The 18,106-nt window shown below is 67.0% G+C and carries 20 protein-coding genes and 2 pseudogenes; 11 read left to right on the top strand and 11 right to left on the bottom strand.

Annotation, left to right across the window (positions count from 1 at the left end; all coding sequences use genetic code 11):
• Window positions 1-85: 85 nt before the first annotated feature.
• The 8 genes from ACFE77_RS09040 to ACFE77_RS09005 are packed head-to-tail and all read left to right on the top strand — an operon-like array spanning window position 86 to window position 6,741.
• Complete coding sequence (locus ACFE77_RS09040; RefSeq protein WP_375421304.1) at window positions 86-379, top strand: antibiotic biosynthesis monooxygenase family protein; 294 nt, start codon at window positions 86-88, stop codon at window positions 377-379.
• Window positions 380-390: 11 nt separating this feature from the next.
• Entirely contained in the window at window positions 391-1,074 is a 684-nt protein-coding gene (locus tag ACFE77_RS09035) for a TerC family protein (protein WP_375421337.1), read from the top strand.
• Window positions 1,075-1,093: 19 nt separating this feature from the next.
• A complete protein-coding gene (locus tag ACFE77_RS09030; RefSeq protein ID WP_375421303.1) occupies window positions 1,094-1,327 on the top strand; it encodes a DUF6489 family protein in 234 nt (77 codons plus the stop codon).
• A complete protein-coding gene (gene mnmE, locus ACFE77_RS09025) occupies window positions 1,327-2,604 on the top strand; it encodes a tRNA uridine-5-carboxymethylaminomethyl(34) synthesis GTPase MnmE (protein ID WP_375421336.1) in 1,278 nt (425 codons plus the stop codon). The genes ACFE77_RS09030 and mnmE overlap by 1 nt, the downstream gene beginning before the upstream one ends.
• Before the next feature lie 54 nt (window positions 2,605-2,658).
• Window positions 2,659-4,491 (top strand): tRNA uridine-5-carboxymethylaminomethyl(34) synthesis enzyme MnmG, encoded by a 1,833-nt coding sequence (gene mnmG / locus ACFE77_RS09020; protein ID WP_375421302.1) that lies wholly within the window; start codon window positions 2,659-2,661, stop codon window positions 4,489-4,491.
• Window positions 4,488-5,075, top strand: a complete 588-nt coding sequence (gene rsmG / locus ACFE77_RS09015; RefSeq protein WP_375421301.1) for a 16S rRNA (guanine(527)-N(7))-methyltransferase RsmG — start codon at window positions 4,488-4,490, stop codon at window positions 5,073-5,075. The genes mnmG and rsmG overlap by 4 nt, the downstream gene beginning before the upstream one ends.
• A complete protein-coding gene (locus ACFE77_RS09010; RefSeq protein WP_375421300.1) occupies window positions 5,075-5,857 on the top strand; it encodes a ParA family protein in 783 nt (260 codons plus the stop codon). Before rsmG ends, ACFE77_RS09010 begins: the two co-directional genes overlap by 1 nt.
• Complete coding sequence (locus ACFE77_RS09005; RefSeq protein WP_375421299.1) at window positions 5,854-6,741, top strand: ParB/RepB/Spo0J family partition protein; 888 nt, start codon at window positions 5,854-5,856, stop codon at window positions 6,739-6,741. The genes ACFE77_RS09010 and ACFE77_RS09005 overlap by 4 nt, the downstream gene beginning before the upstream one ends.
• An 11-nt stretch (window positions 6,742-6,752) precedes the next feature.
• Here the strand turns inward: ACFE77_RS09005 and holA are convergent, their stop codons facing one another.
• The 5 genes and pseudogenes from holA to ACFE77_RS08980 form a co-directional block, all read right to left on the bottom strand.
• Window positions 6,753-7,772: a DNA polymerase III subunit delta gene (gene holA / locus ACFE77_RS09000; RefSeq protein ID WP_375421298.1), complete on the bottom strand. Its 1,020-nt coding sequence runs from the start codon at window positions 7,770-7,772 to the stop codon at window positions 6,753-6,755.
• Window positions 7,769-8,260: an LPS assembly lipoprotein LptE gene (lptE, locus tag ACFE77_RS08995; RefSeq protein WP_375421297.1), complete on the bottom strand. Its 492-nt coding sequence runs from the start codon at window positions 8,258-8,260 to the stop codon at window positions 7,769-7,771. Before lptE ends, holA begins: the two co-directional genes overlap by 4 nt.
• Window positions 8,257-10,041, bottom strand: a pseudogene (leuS, locus tag ACFE77_RS08990) (leucine--tRNA ligase); the annotation flags it as partial. The gene lptE and the pseudogene leuS, both read right to left, overlap by 4 nt.
• A gap of 105 nt (window positions 10,042-10,146) precedes the next feature.
• Window positions 10,147-10,872 (bottom strand): annotated as a pseudogene (locus ACFE77_RS08985) (class I tRNA ligase family protein); the annotation flags it as partial.
• A 7-nt stretch (window positions 10,873-10,879) separates the two neighbouring features.
• Window positions 10,880-11,320, bottom strand: coding sequence for a DUF3576 domain-containing protein (locus tag ACFE77_RS08980; protein WP_375421296.1), 441 nt, complete (start codon window positions 11,318-11,320; stop codon window positions 10,880-10,882).
• 242 nt (window positions 11,321-11,562) lie between these two features.
• On the opposite strand from ACFE77_RS08980, the gene ACFE77_RS08975 reads away from it, so the two are divergent.
• Window positions 11,563-12,285, top strand: a complete 723-nt coding sequence (locus ACFE77_RS08975) for a hypothetical protein (protein ID WP_375421295.1) — start codon at window positions 11,563-11,565, stop codon at window positions 12,283-12,285.
• Between the two features lie 11 nt (window positions 12,286-12,296).
• Here ACFE77_RS08975 and ACFE77_RS08970 read toward each other — a convergent pair whose 3' ends face one another.
• Window positions 12,297-12,764, bottom strand: coding sequence for a thiamine phosphate synthase (locus ACFE77_RS08970; protein ID WP_375421294.1), 468 nt, complete (start codon window positions 12,762-12,764; stop codon window positions 12,297-12,299).
• Between the two features lie 57 nt (window positions 12,765-12,821).
• On the opposite strand from ACFE77_RS08970, the gene ACFE77_RS08965 reads away from it, so the two are divergent.
• Window positions 12,822-13,478: a YggS family pyridoxal phosphate-dependent enzyme gene (locus tag ACFE77_RS08965; protein WP_375421293.1), complete on the top strand. Its 657-nt coding sequence runs from the start codon at window positions 12,822-12,824 to the stop codon at window positions 13,476-13,478.
• Window positions 13,475-14,137: an HAD family hydrolase gene (locus tag ACFE77_RS08960; protein WP_375421292.1), complete on the top strand. Its 663-nt coding sequence runs from the start codon at window positions 13,475-13,477 to the stop codon at window positions 14,135-14,137. Before ACFE77_RS08965 ends, ACFE77_RS08960 begins: the two co-directional genes overlap by 4 nt.
• Before the next feature lie 6 nt (window positions 14,138-14,143).
• On the opposite strand, the gene ACFE77_RS08955 is transcribed toward ACFE77_RS08960, so the two are convergent.
• The 5 genes from ACFE77_RS08955 to ACFE77_RS08935 all read right to left on the bottom strand — a co-directional run.
• On the bottom strand, window positions 14,144-14,650 hold the full coding sequence (locus tag ACFE77_RS08955) for a YdcF family protein (RefSeq protein ID WP_375421291.1): 507 nt from the start codon (window positions 14,648-14,650) through the stop codon (window positions 14,144-14,146).
• Window positions 14,647-15,699, bottom strand: coding sequence for a GTP cyclohydrolase II (ribA, locus tag ACFE77_RS08950; RefSeq protein ID WP_375421290.1), 1,053 nt, complete (start codon window positions 15,697-15,699; stop codon window positions 14,647-14,649). The genes ACFE77_RS08955 and ribA overlap by 4 nt, the downstream gene beginning before the upstream one ends.
• Window positions 15,696-16,478 (bottom strand): exodeoxyribonuclease III, encoded by a 783-nt coding sequence (locus tag ACFE77_RS08945; RefSeq protein WP_375421289.1) that lies wholly within the window; start codon window positions 16,476-16,478, stop codon window positions 15,696-15,698. Before ACFE77_RS08945 ends, ribA begins: the two co-directional genes overlap by 4 nt.
• Window positions 16,479-17,002: 524 nt before the next feature.
• The gene (locus tag ACFE77_RS08940; protein ID WP_375421288.1) at window positions 17,003-17,623 is read right to left on the bottom strand and encodes an outer membrane lipoprotein carrier protein LolA; all 621 of its coding nucleotides are present in this window, start codon (window positions 17,621-17,623) and stop codon (window positions 17,003-17,005) included.
• A 52-nt stretch (window positions 17,624-17,675) separates the two neighbouring features.
• The coding region (locus ACFE77_RS08935; protein ID WP_375421287.1) for a DNA translocase FtsK at window positions 17,676-18,106 on the bottom strand (431 nt) is incomplete at its 5' end.

Raw genomic sequence — 18,106 nt, 5'->3', positions numbered from 1 at the left:
GCGGGGCAACGTTCCCGCGCACCAAGATGGCCTTCCCGACTGGGCCCTGGCCTCCGCCGGGGTGGTTAGAAGGACGTGAAGCCGCATGATCGTCGAACACGCCCTCCTCCATGTCCGTCCGGGCAAGGAAGCCGCGTTCGAACACGCGATAGCGGAGGCTCGGGCGCTGATCGCTGTGTCGCCGGGCTTCCATGGCATCGCGGTGCATCCGGCGAGCGACACGCCCGGAACCTATCTGCTGCTCGTGACATGGAGCGATATTGCCGCGCATCGTGATGGCTTTCGCCGTTCCGACCGGTATGAGGCGTGGCGTACCCTGTTGCATGGCTTCTATGATCCGATGCCTGCCGTGACTTATTTCAAGGAGTCGATCCTGTGACGATCATCGCGATGCTAGCCGCGGCCGCGACCGCCGGACCGGGTTCTCTGTCCGATATCTGGCAGCATATCGTCAGCGATTTCAACAACATCGGATCACCGGCGACGCTGGCGGCATTCGCGCAAGTGTTGATGATCGATATCGTGCTGGCGGGCGACAACGCGATCGTCGTCGGTGCGCTCGCCGCGGGATTGCCCGCGGACCAGCGCAAGAAGGTGATCCTGATCGGCATCATCGCTGCGTTGGTGTTGCGTATCGTCTTCGCGCTGGTGGTCAGCTGGCTGATGGGACTGATTGGCCTGATCTTCGCGGGCGGACTGCTGCTGCTGTGGGTCGCCTGGAAGATGTGGCGCGAGTTGCGGCACAATGACGGTGCGGGCAACGACGTCGACAGCCTGCGTCCGGCGAAGAGCTTCGCCGGTGCGGCCTGGGCGGTGGCGCTCGCCGACGTGTCGATGAGCCTCGACAATGTGCTCGCGGTCGCGGGCGCGGCGCGCGATCACCCAGGCATCCTGATCATCGGGCTGCTGCTGTCGGTCGCATTGATGGGGCTCGCTGCGAACATCATCGCCAAATATATCGAGCGCTATCGCTGGATCGCTTATGTCGGCCTGCTGATCATCGTCTACGTCGCGGGCAAGATGATCTATGAAGGTCTGACCAGCCCCACCGTCGGGGTGCTGACGCTGTTCTGACAGTTCGGGGGCCAGTGACATGAAGGTGAACGTCGAGGTCGAATGCACGCCCGAGGAAGCGCGTCGGGCGGTCGGGCTGCCCGATCTGTCGCCGATCCATGAACGGTATGTCGCGATGGTGCTGGAGTCGATGAACGGCACGGTGAAGCCGGAACTGCTCGAATCGATGGCCAAGAGCTGGGCGCCGATGGGCGAGGCGGGAATGACCTTCTGGCGGCGGATGTTCGACGGATCGATGAAGACCGGAGACTGATCGTCGATACGATCTTCGCCGTTTCGAGCGGCCGACCGCCCGCCGCAATCGCGGTGATCCGGGTGAGTGGACCCGGTGCAGTGGCGGCGGCGACGGCATTGGCCGTCCGGCTTCCGGAACCCCGCCGAGCGGCGTTGCGCGTGTTGCGGCGTGCCGATGGTGCTATTCTCGATCGAGCCCTGGTGCTGGTCTTTCCCGGTCCGGCGTCGGCGACGGGTGAGGATCTGGTGGAGTTCCACTGTCATGGCGGGCGCGCTGTCGTCGACGCGGTCGAGGATGCTCTGGCATCGATGCCGGGTCTCAGGCGGGCCCAGGCGGGCGAGTTTACCCGCCGTGCGCTGATCAACGGGCGGATCGATCTTGCAGAGGCGGAGGGGCTCGCCGATCTGCTAGCGGCGGAGACCGAGCGGCAGCGGATCGCGGCGCTGTCGGGAGCCGAGGGTCGCGTCAGTGCGCGAGTACGCATTTGGCTCGACCGGGTCGCTGGGATCGCCGCGCATGTCGAGGCGGCGCTGGATTTCGCCGATGAGGACGATGTCGTGAAGACCGGCGGCGGGTTGACGGACGCGCAGGCCGATGCGGAAGAACTCGCTGCGGAGATGCGGGAGATACTCGATCAGCCGCCGGTCGAGCGATTGCGGGACGGCATCAGGGTGGTGATCGGCGGACCACCTAATAGTGGGAAATCGACGCTGATCAATTTGCTGGCGGACCGCGATGTCGCGATCGTGTCGCCGGTGTCGGGGACGACGCGCGATCGGATCGAGGCGCCAGTGACGCGGGGTGGGCTGCCGTTCGTGCTGACCGACACGGCAGGGCTGACGGAAACTCAGGATACGGTCGAGGCGATCGGCGTGTCGCGTGCGACGGAGTCGATCCGGGCTGCGGACTTGCTGATTTGGCTGGGGGACGAGCGACCCGAGGGCGACGCGATCTGGGTGCATTCGCGTGCCGATCTGCCGCGACGAGCAGAGACGCCAGCTACCCGCGATCTGTCGATCTCGTCGGCTTGGCCCGACTCGATCGAGGCGTTGTGGAAGTGCATTGTTGCTCGGGCAGAGCTGCTGGTCCCAGCGTTGGACGCGCTGTCACTCTCGCGGCAACAGCGTGAACAGTGTCAGCGAGCGGCCGAGCACCTCGTCTATCGGTCGGAGGATCCTTTGATCTTCGCTGAGCATCTACGGTTGGCGAGGCATTCGTTGGCGACGATCTTGGGGATCGATGCAGGCGAGCATCTGCTTGACACGCTCTTTGCCCGATTCTGCGTCGGGAAGTGATGTTCCACGTGGAACAGTTTTGACGTCGAGCGTCGACGCGATTAGCGGAAACTCATGTTCGACGTTGTTGTCATTGGTGCAGGTCATGCCGGCGTAGAAGCCGCCACTGCAGCGGCTCGTTGCGGAGCTTCCACCGCGTTGGTCACGTTCGACAGTGCTGGCATCGGTGCCATGTCGTGCAACCCCGCAATCGGGGGTCTCGGCAAGGGGCATATCGTCCGCGAGGTCGACGCGTTCGACGGGATCATGGCGCGGGCGGCGGATGCGGCAGCTATCCACCACCGCATGCTCAACCGCAGCAAGGGCGCGGCGGTGCAGGGACCGCGTGTTCAGGCAGATCGCCGCCGGTACGCGGCCGCCATCGCTGCGTTGATCGCAACCGAGCCGAACCTCCGAATCATTTGTGGCGACGTAGAGCGGCTGGCGATCGCGCGTGGCTTGGTCGAGGGTGTCATACTCGCCGATGGAGCAACGGTTGCGGCGCGCTCGGTCGTCATCGCCACGGGTACTTTTCTCGGCGCCAAGCTGTTTCGGGGCGACGAGCGGCTGGAGGGTGGCCGGATCGGGGAACGAGCCGCCAAGCCACTGGCAGGTCAGTTGCGTGCGCTCGGCTTGCCAGTCGGTCGCCTGAAGACGGGTACACCGCCGCGCATCGATGGTCGCACGATCGACTGGGCGAAGCTCGCCGAGCAAGCGAGCGACGTCGACCCTTGGACGATGTCGCCGCTCACCCAGGGCCGACGGCTGCCCCAGATTGCGTGTGGGATCACCCGCACCAGCGATGAAACGCACGAGATCATCCGGCGATCGCTCGATCGATCGCCCCTGTTTTCCGGCGCAATCGAGGCGAGCGGTCCGCGCTATTGTCCCTCGATCGAGGACAAGATCCACCGCTTCGGCGATCGGGACGGACATCAGGTGTTCCTCGAACCGGAAGGGTTGGACGACCCGGTCGTCTATCCGAACGGCTTGTCCACTTCGTTGCCCGTCGATGCGCAGCAAGCGATGATCGCGTCGATCGAGGGCTTGGAGCGGGCGGTGATTACGGTGCCGGGCTATGCCGTCGAATATGACCATCTCGACCCCCGATCGCTGGATACGACATTGGCGCTTGGGGCGATCGCCGGTGTTTATTGCGCGGGGCAGATCAACGGTACGACAGGGTACGAAGAAGCGGCGGGGCAGGGCCTTGTCGCCGGGATCAACGCGGCGGCCTTCGCGCGGGGGCGGGCGCCGCTGATCCTCGATCGGGCATCGAGCTATATCGGCGTGATGATCGACGACCTCGTTCTGCAGGGCGTGACCGAGCCGTACCGAATGCTCACCGCCCGCGCGGAGTTCCGGTTGTCGCTCCGCGCGGACAATGCCGAGACGCGGTTGGGCGAGATTGCAGCGACGACCGGGTGCCTTAATGAGCGGCGTGAAGCGCATCAGCGGGGCCGGGGCGCTGCTCGTGTGGACATGATGGACGCGTTGCAGGTCGAGACGACTGCGTCTGCAATGCACCAGCGTGGGGCCATCGTGGCGCAAGACGGCAGCCGGCGGACAGCATTCGACTGGTTGAGGATCGACGGGGTGACGCTGAATCACGCCCTGGATCAGCCGTCGCATTGGCCTGCTGATGTCGCCGCGGAGGTGCTGGAGGACGCGCGCTATGCGCCGTATCTCGTTCGGCAGCGGGAAGAGATCGTGAGGCTGCGGAACGATGAAGCGCGGTTGTTGCCGCTGGAATTGCATTTCGGTGCGATCGCGGGATTGTCGAACGAGATGGTCGATCGATTGAATGCAGCCAAGCCGCAGACCCTTGCTGCCGCTGCGCGGATCCGGGGGATCACGCCAGCAGCGTTGACGGCCATTCACCTTTACGTGACCCGCTTGGCGGCATGACCGAGGACGACGCGCGGGCGTGGATGGTGCAGCGGTTCGGGGATGCAGCGGCCGACCGAGTCAGGCAGTTCGTCGATATGGTGGTCGCTGAGAACAGCTCTCAGAATTTGATATCGCCAGGATCGATCGCTTCGGTCTGGGTTCGGCATGTCGTCGACTCTGCGCAATTGATTGGTTTGGCACCGGCGGGCGCTTCGACTTGGGTCGACATCGGCACGGGCGGCGGTTTCCCGGGGATGGTGGTCGCGCTGTGCTGGCCGGGGCGCGTAATCATGGTCGAGCCGAGGAAGCGGCGCGCGGCATTCTTGCAGGAAAGCGCCGATCGGCTGGGGCTGGTGAATGCCGATGTTGTGGCTGGAAAGATCGAATCGTTGGCGACACCTGCAGATGTAATCAGCGCACGCGCTGTGGCTTCGGTGGAAAAGCTTTTGCAAGCAGCGAGGGGATGCGCCACACCGAAGACGCGCTGGATACTTCCTCGGGGGCAATCGCCCATCGGTGAAATCGGTGGTCGATTGTTCCACGTGGAACAGAGCATCACCGATCCAGGGTCATCGATACTGACGTTGGACGGGGTGGGCTGATGACGTGCATCGCGGTGGCGAATCAAAAGGGCGGCGTCGGCAAGACCACCAGCGCGATCAATCTCGCGACTGCCTTGGCGGCAACAGGCTCGCGTGTGCTGCTGATCGACCTTGATCCTCAAGGTAACGCATCGACCGGGCTGGGTGTGGGGCAGGCGCAGCGGCAGCGCTCGTCCTATCACGTGCTGATGGGAGAAGCCGCGCTGGCGGATACGGTAGTGCCGACGCGCGTGCCGCGGCTCGACTTGTTGCCGTCGACGGTGGATCTGTCCGGGGCGGAGATCGAACTTGTTGAGTTCGCGGCGCGGACGCATCGGCTCGACCGCGCGATAAGCCAGTCGACCAAGGCATGGGACATCATCCTGATCGATTGCCCGCCGTCGCTCGGGCTTTTGACGATCAATGCCATGGTTGCGGCGGACGCGTTGCTCGTGCCGCTACAATGTGAATTTTTCGCGCTCGAAGGCTTGTCGCAGCTGTTGAGCACGGTCGAACGCATTCGCGAGCGGTTCAATCCCGGGCTATCAATCATCGGCGTTGCGCTGACGATGTATGATCGGCGCAATCGGTTGTCGGAGCAAGTGTCGACCGATGTTCGCGCGGTGTTGGGGCAGGTGGTGTTCGAAACGGTGATTCCGCGCAACGTTCGGTTGTCGGAGGCGCCGAGCCACGGGTTGCCGGCCTTGATCTACGATCATCGCTGCACCGGATCGGAAGCGTATATCGCGCTCGCCCGAGAGTTGATCGCGCGCCTGCCAAAGGTCGCGAGGGCTGCGGCATGAGCGATAAGCGGGGACGTCCGGGGCTCGGTCGTGGGCTGAGCGCGTTGTTGGGGGAAATCGCCAGCGAGGCGCCAGTCAAATCCGATGGCTCGACCCCGGCGGGCGTTCGCATGCTCCCGGTCAGCGCCTTGTCTCCGCACCCGGATCAGCCGCGCCGGCATTTCGATGAGGCCTTGCTAGACGAACTGGCGGCGTCGATCGCGTCGCGTGGGTTGATCCAGCCGATCGTGGTGCGGCCGCACGGTCATGATTATCAGATCGTCGCGGGCGAGCGCCGGTGGCGCGCGGCGCAACGCGCGCGGTTGCATGAAGTGCCGGTCGTGGTTCGCGAGTTCGACGATGCGGAGACGCTAGAAGTCGCGTTGATCGAGAATATTCAGCGTCAGGATCTCAACGCGATCGAAGAGGCGCAAGCCTATCAGCGGCTTGCCGGCGATTATGGCCATACGCAGGACGCGCTGGCCAAGATCGTCCACAAATCGCGCAGCCACGTTGCTAACCTATTGAGATTGCTTGAACTTCCAGCAGGCGTGCAGGGGCGCGTCACCGACGGCTCACTGTCGATGGGGCATGCACGGGCGCTGCTCGGCGCGCGGGATATCGAGGCGCTGGCGGAGCAGGTGATCGCCAAGGGGCTGTCGGTCCGCGAAACGGAAAGACTGGCGAAGGGGGCGAAGCCGCAGCGGGCGCCGCGTTCCTCCAGTGCGCGTGAGCCGTCGGGCAATGCCGACATCGCGGCGCTCGAGCGGCAATTGTCGGATCTGCTGGGGCTCAACGTCCGGATCAGCCATGCCGATAATGGCGGAACGCTGACGTTGGCTTATTCGACGCTCGACCAGCTCGACATGGTCTGCCAGCGCCTGACGGGCGACGACGCCATCTGACCGGTTCGCTGCTAGCCGCGGCGTTCGACGCCGCGGGCGACCTCCGCCACGGCGCGGTCGGCGAGGATCGTACCCGCATTGCCGGGTGCCATGACGTCACGTTCGGCCTGACGGACGCGATCGAGCGCGCGGGCGAGCATCGGCGCCGACCAGCGGCGGAGGGCGCGCGTGGTCGCGGCTTCTTCGCGGAAGAACACGCGGTGGCGCTTCAACACCGCGTCGACCGCGCCGCCGGCATCGATATCGCTCCGCATCTCGGCGAGGGCGAGCAGGCGGCGGGCGATCGCGCGGAGCCACGGGATCGGTGACGTGCCCGCTTCGGCGGCGCGATCGAGTTCCTGCCCGAGGATGGCGCTGTGGCCGTCGATGAACGCCTCGACCAGCCGGGTCTGCTCGGCCTCGCCGAGATCCGCGCCCACGGCGTCGATCGCGATGTCGTCGAGGTCGGCGGGGCGATCGGGCGCGGCGTCGAGGAAGATCGCGAGCTTTTCGATCTCTCGGAGCATGATCGCGCGGTCGTTGCCTGCGGCGGCGGCGATCCGGCGGGCGGCGTCGTTGGTCGCGCGCAGGCCGTGGTCGCGCGCGATGCCGGCGGCGATCCGCTCGGCGTCGGCGGTGCTGGGTTCGTAGCAGGCGAAGGCGAGCGCGGCGCGCGAGTCGATCGCGAGCTTGACGATCTTGCCGGTGGCCTTGGCGGTCGGGGCGATCGCTACCACCGGATTGCCGGCGCGATCGGCGGCGAGCAGCGTCGCGATCGCCTCGGCGCTCTCTTCCCCAATGCCGGAGACGCGGATATAGCGTGCGCCGCCGAACAGCGACATCGATGCGGCCTCGTCGGCGAGGCGGGCGGGATCGTTCTTGAGCGCGGCACCGTCGAGATCGACGCGCTCGGCGTCGGCACCCATCGCAATGCCGAGCAGACTGGCCAGTTCGGCCGCGGTGGAGGCGTCGGGGCCGTGGAGCAGATACAGGCGATAGTCCGGCGAGGCGCGTTCGAGCGCGGTGCGGATGTCGCGGGCGTTGGCCTTCACTGGCCGTCGGCGCGGCGCTGCGCATAAAGCGCGAGGCGCGCGACGATCTTGTCCGCGACGTTGTCCGCCAGCCGTTCCAGCGCGGTGTTCTCCGCCGCGATGGTCGCATATTCGGATTGCACGACGTCGATGCCGGCGTCGGATCCGGCGGTGGCGTCGACCAGCACCGATCCGCTCGCGAGGTCGACCAGCTGGTAGCGCGCGCGCAGCGTCCGTCGTTCCCGGGTGACGCTGTCGTCACGGCGGACGCCGAGCCCGGCGATACGATCGTCGAGGCGCACGTCGAGCCGATAGGCGGGTGTGGCGCCGCTGGCGAGGCGATCGCGCAGCGCGTTGCTCATCAGATAGCCCGAACGGCCCTGGATCGGTGCAACCTCGACCTGCCGGAGGGCGCTCGCCACCGCACCCGAGCCGCCGCCGCTGTAGAGCGGGTGTAGCCCGCAGGCGGCGAGCGACGTCATCGCGCCGAGCAGGAGAAGTCGCCTCATGCGACCAGGTTCACGAGGCGATCGGGCACGACGATGACCATCCGTGGCGGCTTGCCGTCGAGGATGCGGACGACCTTGTCGGAGGCGAGCGCCGCCGCCTCGACCGCCTCGCGCGGCATGCCCTTGGCGAGCACCAGCTTGTCGCGCAGCTTGCCGTTGACCTGGATCGCGTAGGTGACCTCGTCGGCGACGAGCATTCGGGGATCGACCGCGGGCCAGGGCGCGTCGGCGATCAGGCCGCTATTGCCGCGTGCGGCCCAGGCCTCCTCAGCGACGTGGGGGACCATCGGCGCGACCAGCAGGATGAGGTCGCGCACGGCATGATCGCGCGACTTGGACGGCGCGGCCCGTTCAATCGCGGTGACGAGCTCGTAGATCTTCGCAACCGCCTTGTTGAAGGCGAGTGCCTCGATATCGGTGCCGATGCCCGCGATCGTCTGGTGGAGCTTGCGGTCGAGTGCCTGGTCGACACCGTCGTTGTTGTCGGGAGCGCCCTCGATCAGCCGCCAGAGCCGCTGGACGAAGCGCCATGCGCCCTCGATCCCGGACTCGCTCCACGGCAGGTCGCGCTCGGGCGGCGAATCAGAAAGCATGAACCAGCGGGTCGCGTCGGCGCCATATTGGTCGACGATCGGTTCGGGATCGACGGTGTTCTTCTTCGACTTCGACATCTTCTCGACGCGGCCGACCGTCACCGGCTGGCCGGTCGCGATCTCGATGCCGTCACGCACGTCGTCGGGGCCGATCCAGCGGTTGTCGGTGGACTTGTAGGTCTCGTGCGTGACCATGCCCTGGGTGAAGAGGCCGGTGAACGGCTCGGCCACGTCGAGCTGGCCGATATGCTTCAGCGCGCGGGTCCAGAAGCGCGCGTAAAGGAGGTGGAGGATCGCATGCTCGACGCCGCCGATATACTGCCCGACCGGCAGCCAGCTCTCGGCGATGCGCCGATCGAACGGCCGGTCCTTGGGCTGGCTGGCGAAGCGGATGAAGTACCAGGAGGAATCGGCGAAGGTGTCGAGCGTGTCGGTCTCGCGCCGGGCCTCCTGACCGCAGGACGGGCAGGCGACGTGCTTCCAGGTCGGGTGGCGATCGAGCGGGTTGCCGGGGACCGCGAAGCTGACATCCTCGGGCAGGACGATCGGCAGTTGGTCCTTCGGCACCGGCACCGCGCCGCAGGCATCGCAATGGACGATCGGGATCGGGGTGCCCCAATAGCGCTGGCGGCTGACGCCCCAGTCGCGCAGGCGGAACACGGTCGAGCCGGTGCCCCAGCCTTCGGCCTCCGCACGATCGATCACGACGCGCTTGGCAGCTTCGATGTCGAGGCCGTCGAGAAACCGTGAATTGACCAGCGTGCCGGCGCCGGTGAAGGCTTCGTTGCCGTCGAACAGCGGATCAGTCAGCTCGCCGTCGGCGACGACGCGGCGTACCGGCAGCGCGTATTTGCGCGCGAAATCGAGGTCGCGCTGGTCGTGCGCGGGGACGCCGAAGACCGCGCCGGTGCCATATTCCATCAGCACGAAATTGGCGATGTAGACGGGGAGCTCGATCGTGGCGTCGAACGGGTGGCGCGCGGTCAGGCCGGTATCGAAGCCGAGCTTTTCCTGGGTCTCGATCTCGGCCGCGGTGGTCCCGCCGCGCTTGCACAGCGCGATGAAGTCGGCGGCTTCGGTGCTGTCGGCGGCGAGTGCCTGTGCGATCGGGTGATCCGCCGCGACCGCGACGAAGCTGGCGCCGAAGATCGTGTCGGGCCGGGTAGTGAAGACTTCGACTGACTCCATTCCCCTCCCGCTTGCGGGAGGGGTTAGGGGAGGGCCTGTGTCTTCGGTTGGGTCGCGCGCTTCGACAGGCCCTCCCCCGACCCCTCCCGCGAGCGGGAGGGGGGAAGAAGCGAGAGGGGAAGAAAGCTCGAAGCTGAACTTCAGGCCTTGGCTCTTGCCGATCCAGTTTTCCTGCATCAGCTTGACCTTGTCGGGCCATTGATCGAGCGCGTCGAGGCCGGCGAGGAGTTCGTCGGCGAAGTCGGTGATCTTGAGGAACCACTGGCTCAGCTTGCGCTTTTCGACGAGCGCGCCCGACCGCCAGCCGCGGCCGTCGATCACCTGTTCGTTGGCGAGCACGGTCATGTCGACCGGGTCCCAATTGACCGCCGATTCCTTGCGGTAGACCAGCCCGGCGGCGAAGAGATCGAGGAACAGCGCCTGTTCGTGGCCGTAATAGTCGGGTTCGCAGGTGGCGAGTTCGCGGCTCCAATCCAGCGCGAAGCCGAGGCGCTTCAGCTGCGCCTTCATCGTCGCGATGTTGGCGCGGGTCCAGGTGCCGGGGTGGACGCCCTTTTCCATCGCCGCGTTCTCGGCGGGCATGCCGAACGCGTCCCACCCCATCGGGTGCAACACCTCGTCGCCGCGCATTCGCCGATAGCGCGCGAGCACGTCGCCCATCGTGTAATTGCGGACATGACCCATGTGGATGCGCCCCGACGGATAGGGGAACATCTCCAGCACGTAGCTTTGCGGTTTGCCGCTGTCGTCCTTGGTTTCGAACGTCCGGGATTCGTCCCAGACCTTTTGCCAGGCGGCATCCGCCTTGAGCGCGTTGAAGCGCGATGCCATCGGAATCTTATCCGGCGATGGAGGCGCGGCGGAGATCGCGGGCCTTGGTGAGGATGATGTCTTCCAGCTTCTGGGTCGTCGCGGCCTGGACCGGCGCGGAGATCCACTGGCCGCCGCGGTTCATCTCGCGGATCGCGACGACGCGGAGCGCATCGGCGCGCAGGTCCTGGTCGAGGATCGACACCGTCACCTTCATCCGGTCGGTCGGCACCTGCGGGTTGACGTACCAATCGGTGACGATGACGCCGCCGTTGGAATCGGTCTGCACGAGCGGCATGAAGCTCAACGTGTCGAGGCTGGCGCGCCACAGATAGGCGTTGACGCCGATCGTGGTGACCTTCGATGCCGCGAGGTCGGCACTGGCGACACCCTTGCGTCCGCCACCGCAGGCGGCGAGCGGCACGGCGATGGCGGCGACCAGGAGAGCGGTACGCAAACGGCGGATCATGAGATGATATCCCGGCAGGAAAAGGCTATGGTCCAGCCTCTACAGGGGCGCCGCACCCCCCGCAAGCAGCGCATCAAGAGGGGCGGCCGGGCGGCTTTCGGCACGCGTAGGATGGTCGGCTGCGCATTGATCTGTGTGCGTATTGCAACAGTCGGACAAAAACCGCGGACCTGCCGACGAGTCGCGCTTTGCCAGCGTCGGAATCATGTTAGTCGCGTTGCCCAGAGTCGGAAGGACTGTGTGTGATTGCACGGCGTGCCATTGCTGCGATCGTTGCCGGGGTGCTTGCCACCGCCGGGGCGATGGTTGCGCCCGCCTTCGGTGCGACCGAGCAGACCCGGTCGGTGCGCGCCGCGCCATCGACGCCGTCGCGGATCTCGGGATCGTTCACCCCGGCTGCCGCCGATCCGCGCCTTGCCGCGGCGTTCGCGCGCAGTGGCCTCGACGTCGGTGGCTTCCGCTTCACGCCGGCCGAATCGCGCAGCGACAAGCGCGCGGTGACGGTCGCGGTTCGCGCCCGGTCAACCGGCAACGGCGCGTCGTCGTTCGCCACCAGCCGGATCGCGTCGGGCAATGCTTCCACGGTCGGGATGGCACCGATCGCGTATAATCTTGGCGTCTCGGTCGGGTGGAAGCGGTTCGCGGTATCTGGCAACGTCGCCAAGGTCGACCTCGCGTCGCAGCCGGGTAGTCGCGAAGCGGCCGATGTGGCGGTCACTTATCGCACGGGTCGGATCAGCAGCCGCCTGCAGGCCGGGGCTGAACGGCCGCTGGCGACCGCGGCCACGCTGGTCGGCGAGATGCCGAGCTATTCGGTGGACATGAGCAGCTCCTACTCGCTGACCCGCAATCTCGATGTCACCGCCGGCCTGCGTTACCGGTCGGAGCGCGAGCGGCTGGCGCAGCTGAAGGACGATCGGCGCGACAGCCAGGCTGTCTATGTGGGCACCGCCTTCCACTTCTGATCGCTAGGTCGTCAGGTGACCAGCGCGTCGATCGCTGCCCAGCCGTCGAAGCCGAGGTGACGGATCGATCGCCATTTTCGTTCGGTCATGCCACCCAACGCGATGCGCGCTGCGCCCGACGCGCGGCCGATCGGCGCGGCGCGGCGGATGCCGAGGGGTCTGGCGCCGGGATGGGTCCGGGTCGCGAAGACTGGCGATATGAACAGGATCTCGGCGCCCGCCTTTAGCATCATCATTGCCTCGCGGGCGTCGTGCGCTGGCGCGGTGAACGGGCGTTTGCCGCCATGGCCGTGGCTGCCGGCGAGCGCGCCGACCGAGACCAGGGTCAGGCGTCTAGTGACCGCGAGGCGGCGGATCCGCCGGAACAGCGCAAGCCGTTCGGCACGCGGGGTGGCGAGGTGGCGGAACACGATGCCCGATCCGGGCGGCAGGCGGCGGATCGTCGGCAGCAGGCGGTCGCCGATCCGCTCGTCGGTCATCAGCCAGCGTTGCGGGAGAGGGTATCGGTCGCGCACCGGACCGCTATAGCGACGCGAATGACCCCCGACAGCCATTTGCACGAGATCGAGGCGCGGATCGCTCGCGCCGCCGCCACCGCCCGCCGCACCGACACGGTGACGCTGATCGCGGTGTCGAAGACGCAACCCGCCGAGGCGATCGAGCCGCTGCTCGCCGCGGGACACCGCGTGTTCGGCGAGAACCGCGTCGCGGAGGCCGCGGCGAAGTGGCCGGCGCTACACGAGCGCTACGACGGGATCGCGCTGCACCTGATCGGGCAGTTGCAATCGAACAAGGCGGAGGAAGCGGTGGCGCTGTTCGACGCGATCCACGTCGTCGATCGGCTGTCGCTGGTCACCGCGCTCGCGAAGGCGATGGCGCGCACTGGGCGGCGTCCCGACTGCTACGTGCAGGTAAATATTGGCGCGGAAGAGCAGAAGGGCGGGTGCGCGATTGAGGATCTGCCCGCGCTGGTCGCGGCAGCGCGAGACGCAGGGTTGCCGGTGCTCGGGCTGATGTGCCTGCCGCCCGCCGACGTCGAACCCGCGCCGTACTTCGCACTGCTCGCCAAGCTGGCGCGCGAGATCGGTGTGCCGGGGCTGAGCATGGGGATGTCGGGGGATTACGAGACCGCGGTGACGATCGGCGCGACGCATGTCCGGATCGGCAGCGCCCTGTTCGGAGCACGCGCATGAAGATCGACGCGCTGCTCTTCGACTTCGACGGGGTGCTGATCGAGAGCGAATATGCGGGCAACCGCCAGCTTGCGGCGTGGCTGACCGCGGCGGAGCATCCGACCACGCCGGAAGCCGCCATGGAGCAGTTCATGGGCTATGCCGGCGCCGACTTCCTGGCGCGGATCGAGGCGTATATCGGCCGCGAGATCCCGGCCGACTTCCACGCCGCGCGCGCGGTGGAGGATGCGCGGGTGATGGCGGAAGGGATCGAGGCGGTCGCGGGTGCGGTGGCGTTCGTGCGCGGGCTGTCCGCGGATCTGCCCAAGGCGGTGGTGTCGTCGAGTTCGACGCGGTGGATCCGCCGGCATCTCGATCATATCGGGCTGGCGGACGCGTTCGGCGAACACATCTATAGCGGCCGCGAACATGTCACGCGCGGCAAGCCGGCGCCCGACCTCTACCTCTTCGGCGCCGCGCGATTGGGCGTGCCGATCGAGCGATGCGCGATCATCGAGGATTCGCCGGTGGGCGCTACCGGCGCGGTGGCGAGCGGGGGATATGTGATCGGCTTCTGCGCGGGCGCGCATTGTGGGGTCGGCCACGCCGATCGGCTGCGCGCGATCGGGGTCGGTGCGGTCGCGAGCGACTTCCCGGAGGTCACGCGGTTGCTGGCGTAACTGGGCTCAGCGTCGCAGTCTGAGGGTGAGGCCGGCCACGACGTCATAGGGCAATGCTGCCACCTCGCGGGCCCACATCCGCGTCTGATAGCGGGTGCTGCCGTCGTGCATGAAGCGGATCGCGCGGCAGCGGATGCCGAACATCGCGAACAGCATCAGGACGCGCGGCTGGTGATAGGAATCGGTGCAGCTGAGGCACGAGGCGTAGCCGTTGGCGCGCGCGAAGGCGGCGGCGGTGGCGACGCTCTGCAACGTGTCTTCGCTCGCCTCGTCGAGGTGGATGCGGGTCGCCGCGATCGTCGGTGCCAGTGCGCGCGCCATCACCGATGCTTCGGACGGTCCCTCGCGACCGACGCCGCCCGAACAGAAGATGTCGGTGTCGACGTCGCGCTCGGCAGTGGTCGCGGCATAGCCGATGCGGCGCGCGAGCGTCGGGCTCGGGCGCCCGTCGGCGCGGACCGCAGCGCCGAACAGCACGATCAGGCGGCGGCCGGCAGCCGGCTTTCCGGTCAAAGCTGATGCCCTGTGCGATCGCGCTTGGTGGCGAGATAGCGTTCGTTGTGCGGGTTGGACGGCAGGCTGTGGGGAACGCGTTCGATGACCGCGATGCCGGCCGCCTCCAGCCCGGCGACCTTGGCGGGGTTGTTGGTCAGCAATCGCACTCGGTCCTGCGACAGCAGCGCGAGCATCGTCGCCGCCACGCCGAAGTCGCGCGAATCGACCGCGAAGCCGAGGCGGGTATTGGCGTCGACGGTGTCGAAGCCCTGATCCTGGAGCGCGTAGGCGCGTAGCTTGTTGACCAACCCGATGCCGCGCCCCTCCTGCCGCAAATAAAGCAGGATGCCCCAGCCACTGGCGGCGATCGCAGCGATCGCGGCGTGGAGCTGCGGCCCGCAATCACATTTCAGGCTGCCGAGCACGTCGCCGGTGAGGCACTCGCTGTGCAGGCGGACCAGCGGCGCGCGGCCGTCGGGCTGCCCAATTAATAGCGCAACATGTTCGTCCGCGGCATCGGGGGATCGGAAGGCGACGATCTCGGCATGTTCGGCGCCGGCGACCGGCAGCCGCGCGCGGGTCGCCAGCCTCAGCCGGGTGGCGTCCTGGTGCGCGTCGATGTCGGCGACGGTCAGGGCGACCTCCGGATCGCGTCCGCCGACGAAGAAGGCGGGGAGCAGCCCGGCTATACGAGCGAGCCGGAGCGCCGCGGCGGCGGGAAGCGGATCGGCGATCGCTATGGTGCGGAACGGGCCCTTCATCGGGGTGGCGAGATCGAGCTGCGGATCGGCGAGCGCAGTCGCCGCGGCGACGTCGATCCACGGCGCGCGATCGACCAGCACCGGCGAATCGGGATCGGCGGCGGCGAGCTGGTTGGTGAGGTTGAGCGTGGCCGCCCGGCCCGACGAGATCAGCACGGCCGCGGTGCCTACAGGATCGAAGGCCGCAAGCCGCAGGGCGTCGGCGGTCTCCACCGACAGCAAGGTCATGCCGTCGATCGTGATCGGCCAACCGCGGCGCAGCGCATCGATCGCGCGTGCCGCCGCGCGCGGTTGCGGGTCCGTCAAAAGTCGAACTCGGTCATGATCGGGACGTGATCGGAGGGCTTCAGCCAGCTGCGGCACGGCTCGAACACCTGGTGGCCGGTGGCGCGCGCGGCGACGTCGGGGGTGGCCCACATGTGATCGAGACGGCGACCGCGGTCGGATGCCGCCCAATCCTTGGCGCGGTAGCTCCACCAGGTGAACAGCCGCGCCGGTGCGGGATGGAAGTGGCGACCGAGATCGACCCAGTCGTTCGACGCCTGCAACCGATCGAGCGCGGCGACCTCGATGGGCGTGTGGCTGACCACGTCGAGCAGCTGCTTGTGGCTCCACACGTCGGCTTCGAGCGGCGCGATGTTGAAGTCGCCGGTGAGGATGGTCGGGACGGTGAGCGCCTCCGACCATCGCGTCATCCGTTCGACGAAATCGAGCTTCTGGCCGAACTTCGGGTTCACCTCGCGATCGGGGACGTCGCCGCCCGCGGGCACGTAGACATTCTCGAGCCGGACGCCGCCGGGCAGCCGGACCCCGACATGGCGGGCCTCCTGATTGGCCTGCCAATCGAAGCGGTCGTCCTCCTCGATTGGCACGCGGCTCAGGATCGCGACGCCATGATGCATGCGCTGCCCGTGTATGACGATATGACGATAGCCGAGCGCGCGGAACGGCGCGTGCGGGAAGTCGCCGTCGATGACCTTGGTTTCCTGCAGGCAGAGGATGTCGGGTTCGACCTCGCGGAGGAACTGCTCGACGATGCCGATGCGGAAGCGCACCGAATTGATGTTCCAGGAGACGATCTTCACGAGGGGCTGGTTAGACCGGGAGTCTGGGGGGGACAAGCATCGGGGGGTGGTACAATGGCGGTCGCAGCTAGTTCTGATGAGCTCAGCTCAATTCAACCCGTTCGTCCCGAGTAGCCGTCGAGTAGCCCCGCAGGGGCGTATCGAGGCGGCGTATCGAGGGAGGGTTGTCGCTCGGAACCTGTACCTCGATACGGACTCTCGATACGGCTCTTCGAGCCTACTTGATCCCTACTCGGCACGAACGGTAGTAGTAGAAGGCGCGCCGCGGCAAAGCCGCGCCGTCGGACGCAGCTTTGCTCCGCCGGCCGTGCTTGCGCGTGGCAGGCCTTCGCCTGTCTACCCGCTACGCAGAAAGGCCCCCGCTCCGGGGGCATGGAGCGAGGGCCGACCTAGCGTTCGTCACGCAGGCGGGAAAACGAGGTAACCATCCGGGCAACAGGGGGAAAATCCCGGACGCCCCGCATCCGCACCGCTCCCCTAGCGCCGCCAACCTGTCGCGCGGATGAATGAATCGGTTAACAGGCTCAGTTTCGCGTCCCGCCGCGGCGGGGATCGTTCCATTTGAAGGTGTTGTCGCTCACGGCCACGCCGAATTTCTGGTCCGATAGCCTGATCGTAGTGCGATTGTTCTGGCTGTCGAGCGCGACCCAGCCTTGCAGCATCAACCCCGCCGGTGCCGCGGCGGCGCGGGCGAAGACCAATGTGATGCGGCCATATTCGGGGTGTTTGGGGTCGTTGGCCTCGACCGATACGACGCGACCGTCACCGCCGCCGACGATCCGTGCATAGCGGGTGATGTCGCGCGTGGGATCGAGCAGCACGCCCAGCGGCGAGTTCTTGATCGGCCAGCGCTGCACCTGGCGGACCGAATAATCGATGAAGGTCAGCGCGCCGCCCTCCGCCACCACCAGGATCGGCACGCCCTTCTCATACTGGAAGCGGAGCTTGCCGGGCTTCTTGAGCGTCAGCACGCCGGTCAATACCTTGCCGCTACGGTCGGTCTGACTGAAATTGGCGGTCATCGTCTGGACCGACTGCAAGTGGCGCTGGACCGCCGCTAGATCGCCGGTCGCCTGCGCCTGGACGGTCATTGGCGCCGCGAGCACGAAGGGCGCGACGGCAAGGGCGAGAGCGTGTCTGATCATGCGGTCCTGATGCTGGTGATGCGTTGAATGCGCGGTTAACGGTGAGCCGGCGTCAGATCGCGTGACCCTCGGTATCGCGCAGCACCTCGCGGCGGCCGACATGATCGGGGCGGCCGACGATACCGTCCTTCTCCATCCGTTCGATCAGCCGCGCGGCGGAGTTGTAGCCGATCCGCAACTGGCGTTGCAGCCATGACGTCGACGCCTTCTGGCTCTCGCACACCAGCTGGATCGCGGAGCGATATTGCTGGTCCTCGGCAGAATCCTCGCCGGTCGGTGCGCCGTCGAGCACGAAGCCGTCCTCGGGCTCCTCGGTGACCGAAGTGATATAGTCGGGCCGGCCCTGGCTGCGCCAATGGTCGGCGACCGCGCGGACCTCGTCGTCGCTGACGAAGGGGCCGTGGACGCGGACGATGCCCTTGCCGCCCGGCATGTAGAGCATGTCGCCGCGGCCGAGCAGCTGTTCGGCGCCCTGTTCGCCCA

The organism is uncultured Sphingomonas sp. (assembly GCF_964243315.1).
Lineage (GTDB): Bacteria > Pseudomonadota > Alphaproteobacteria > Sphingomonadales > Sphingomonadaceae > Sphingomonas.
Note: the sequence above shows the minus strand (reverse complement) of the source record. Positions and strands in the feature narration are given on the sequence as shown.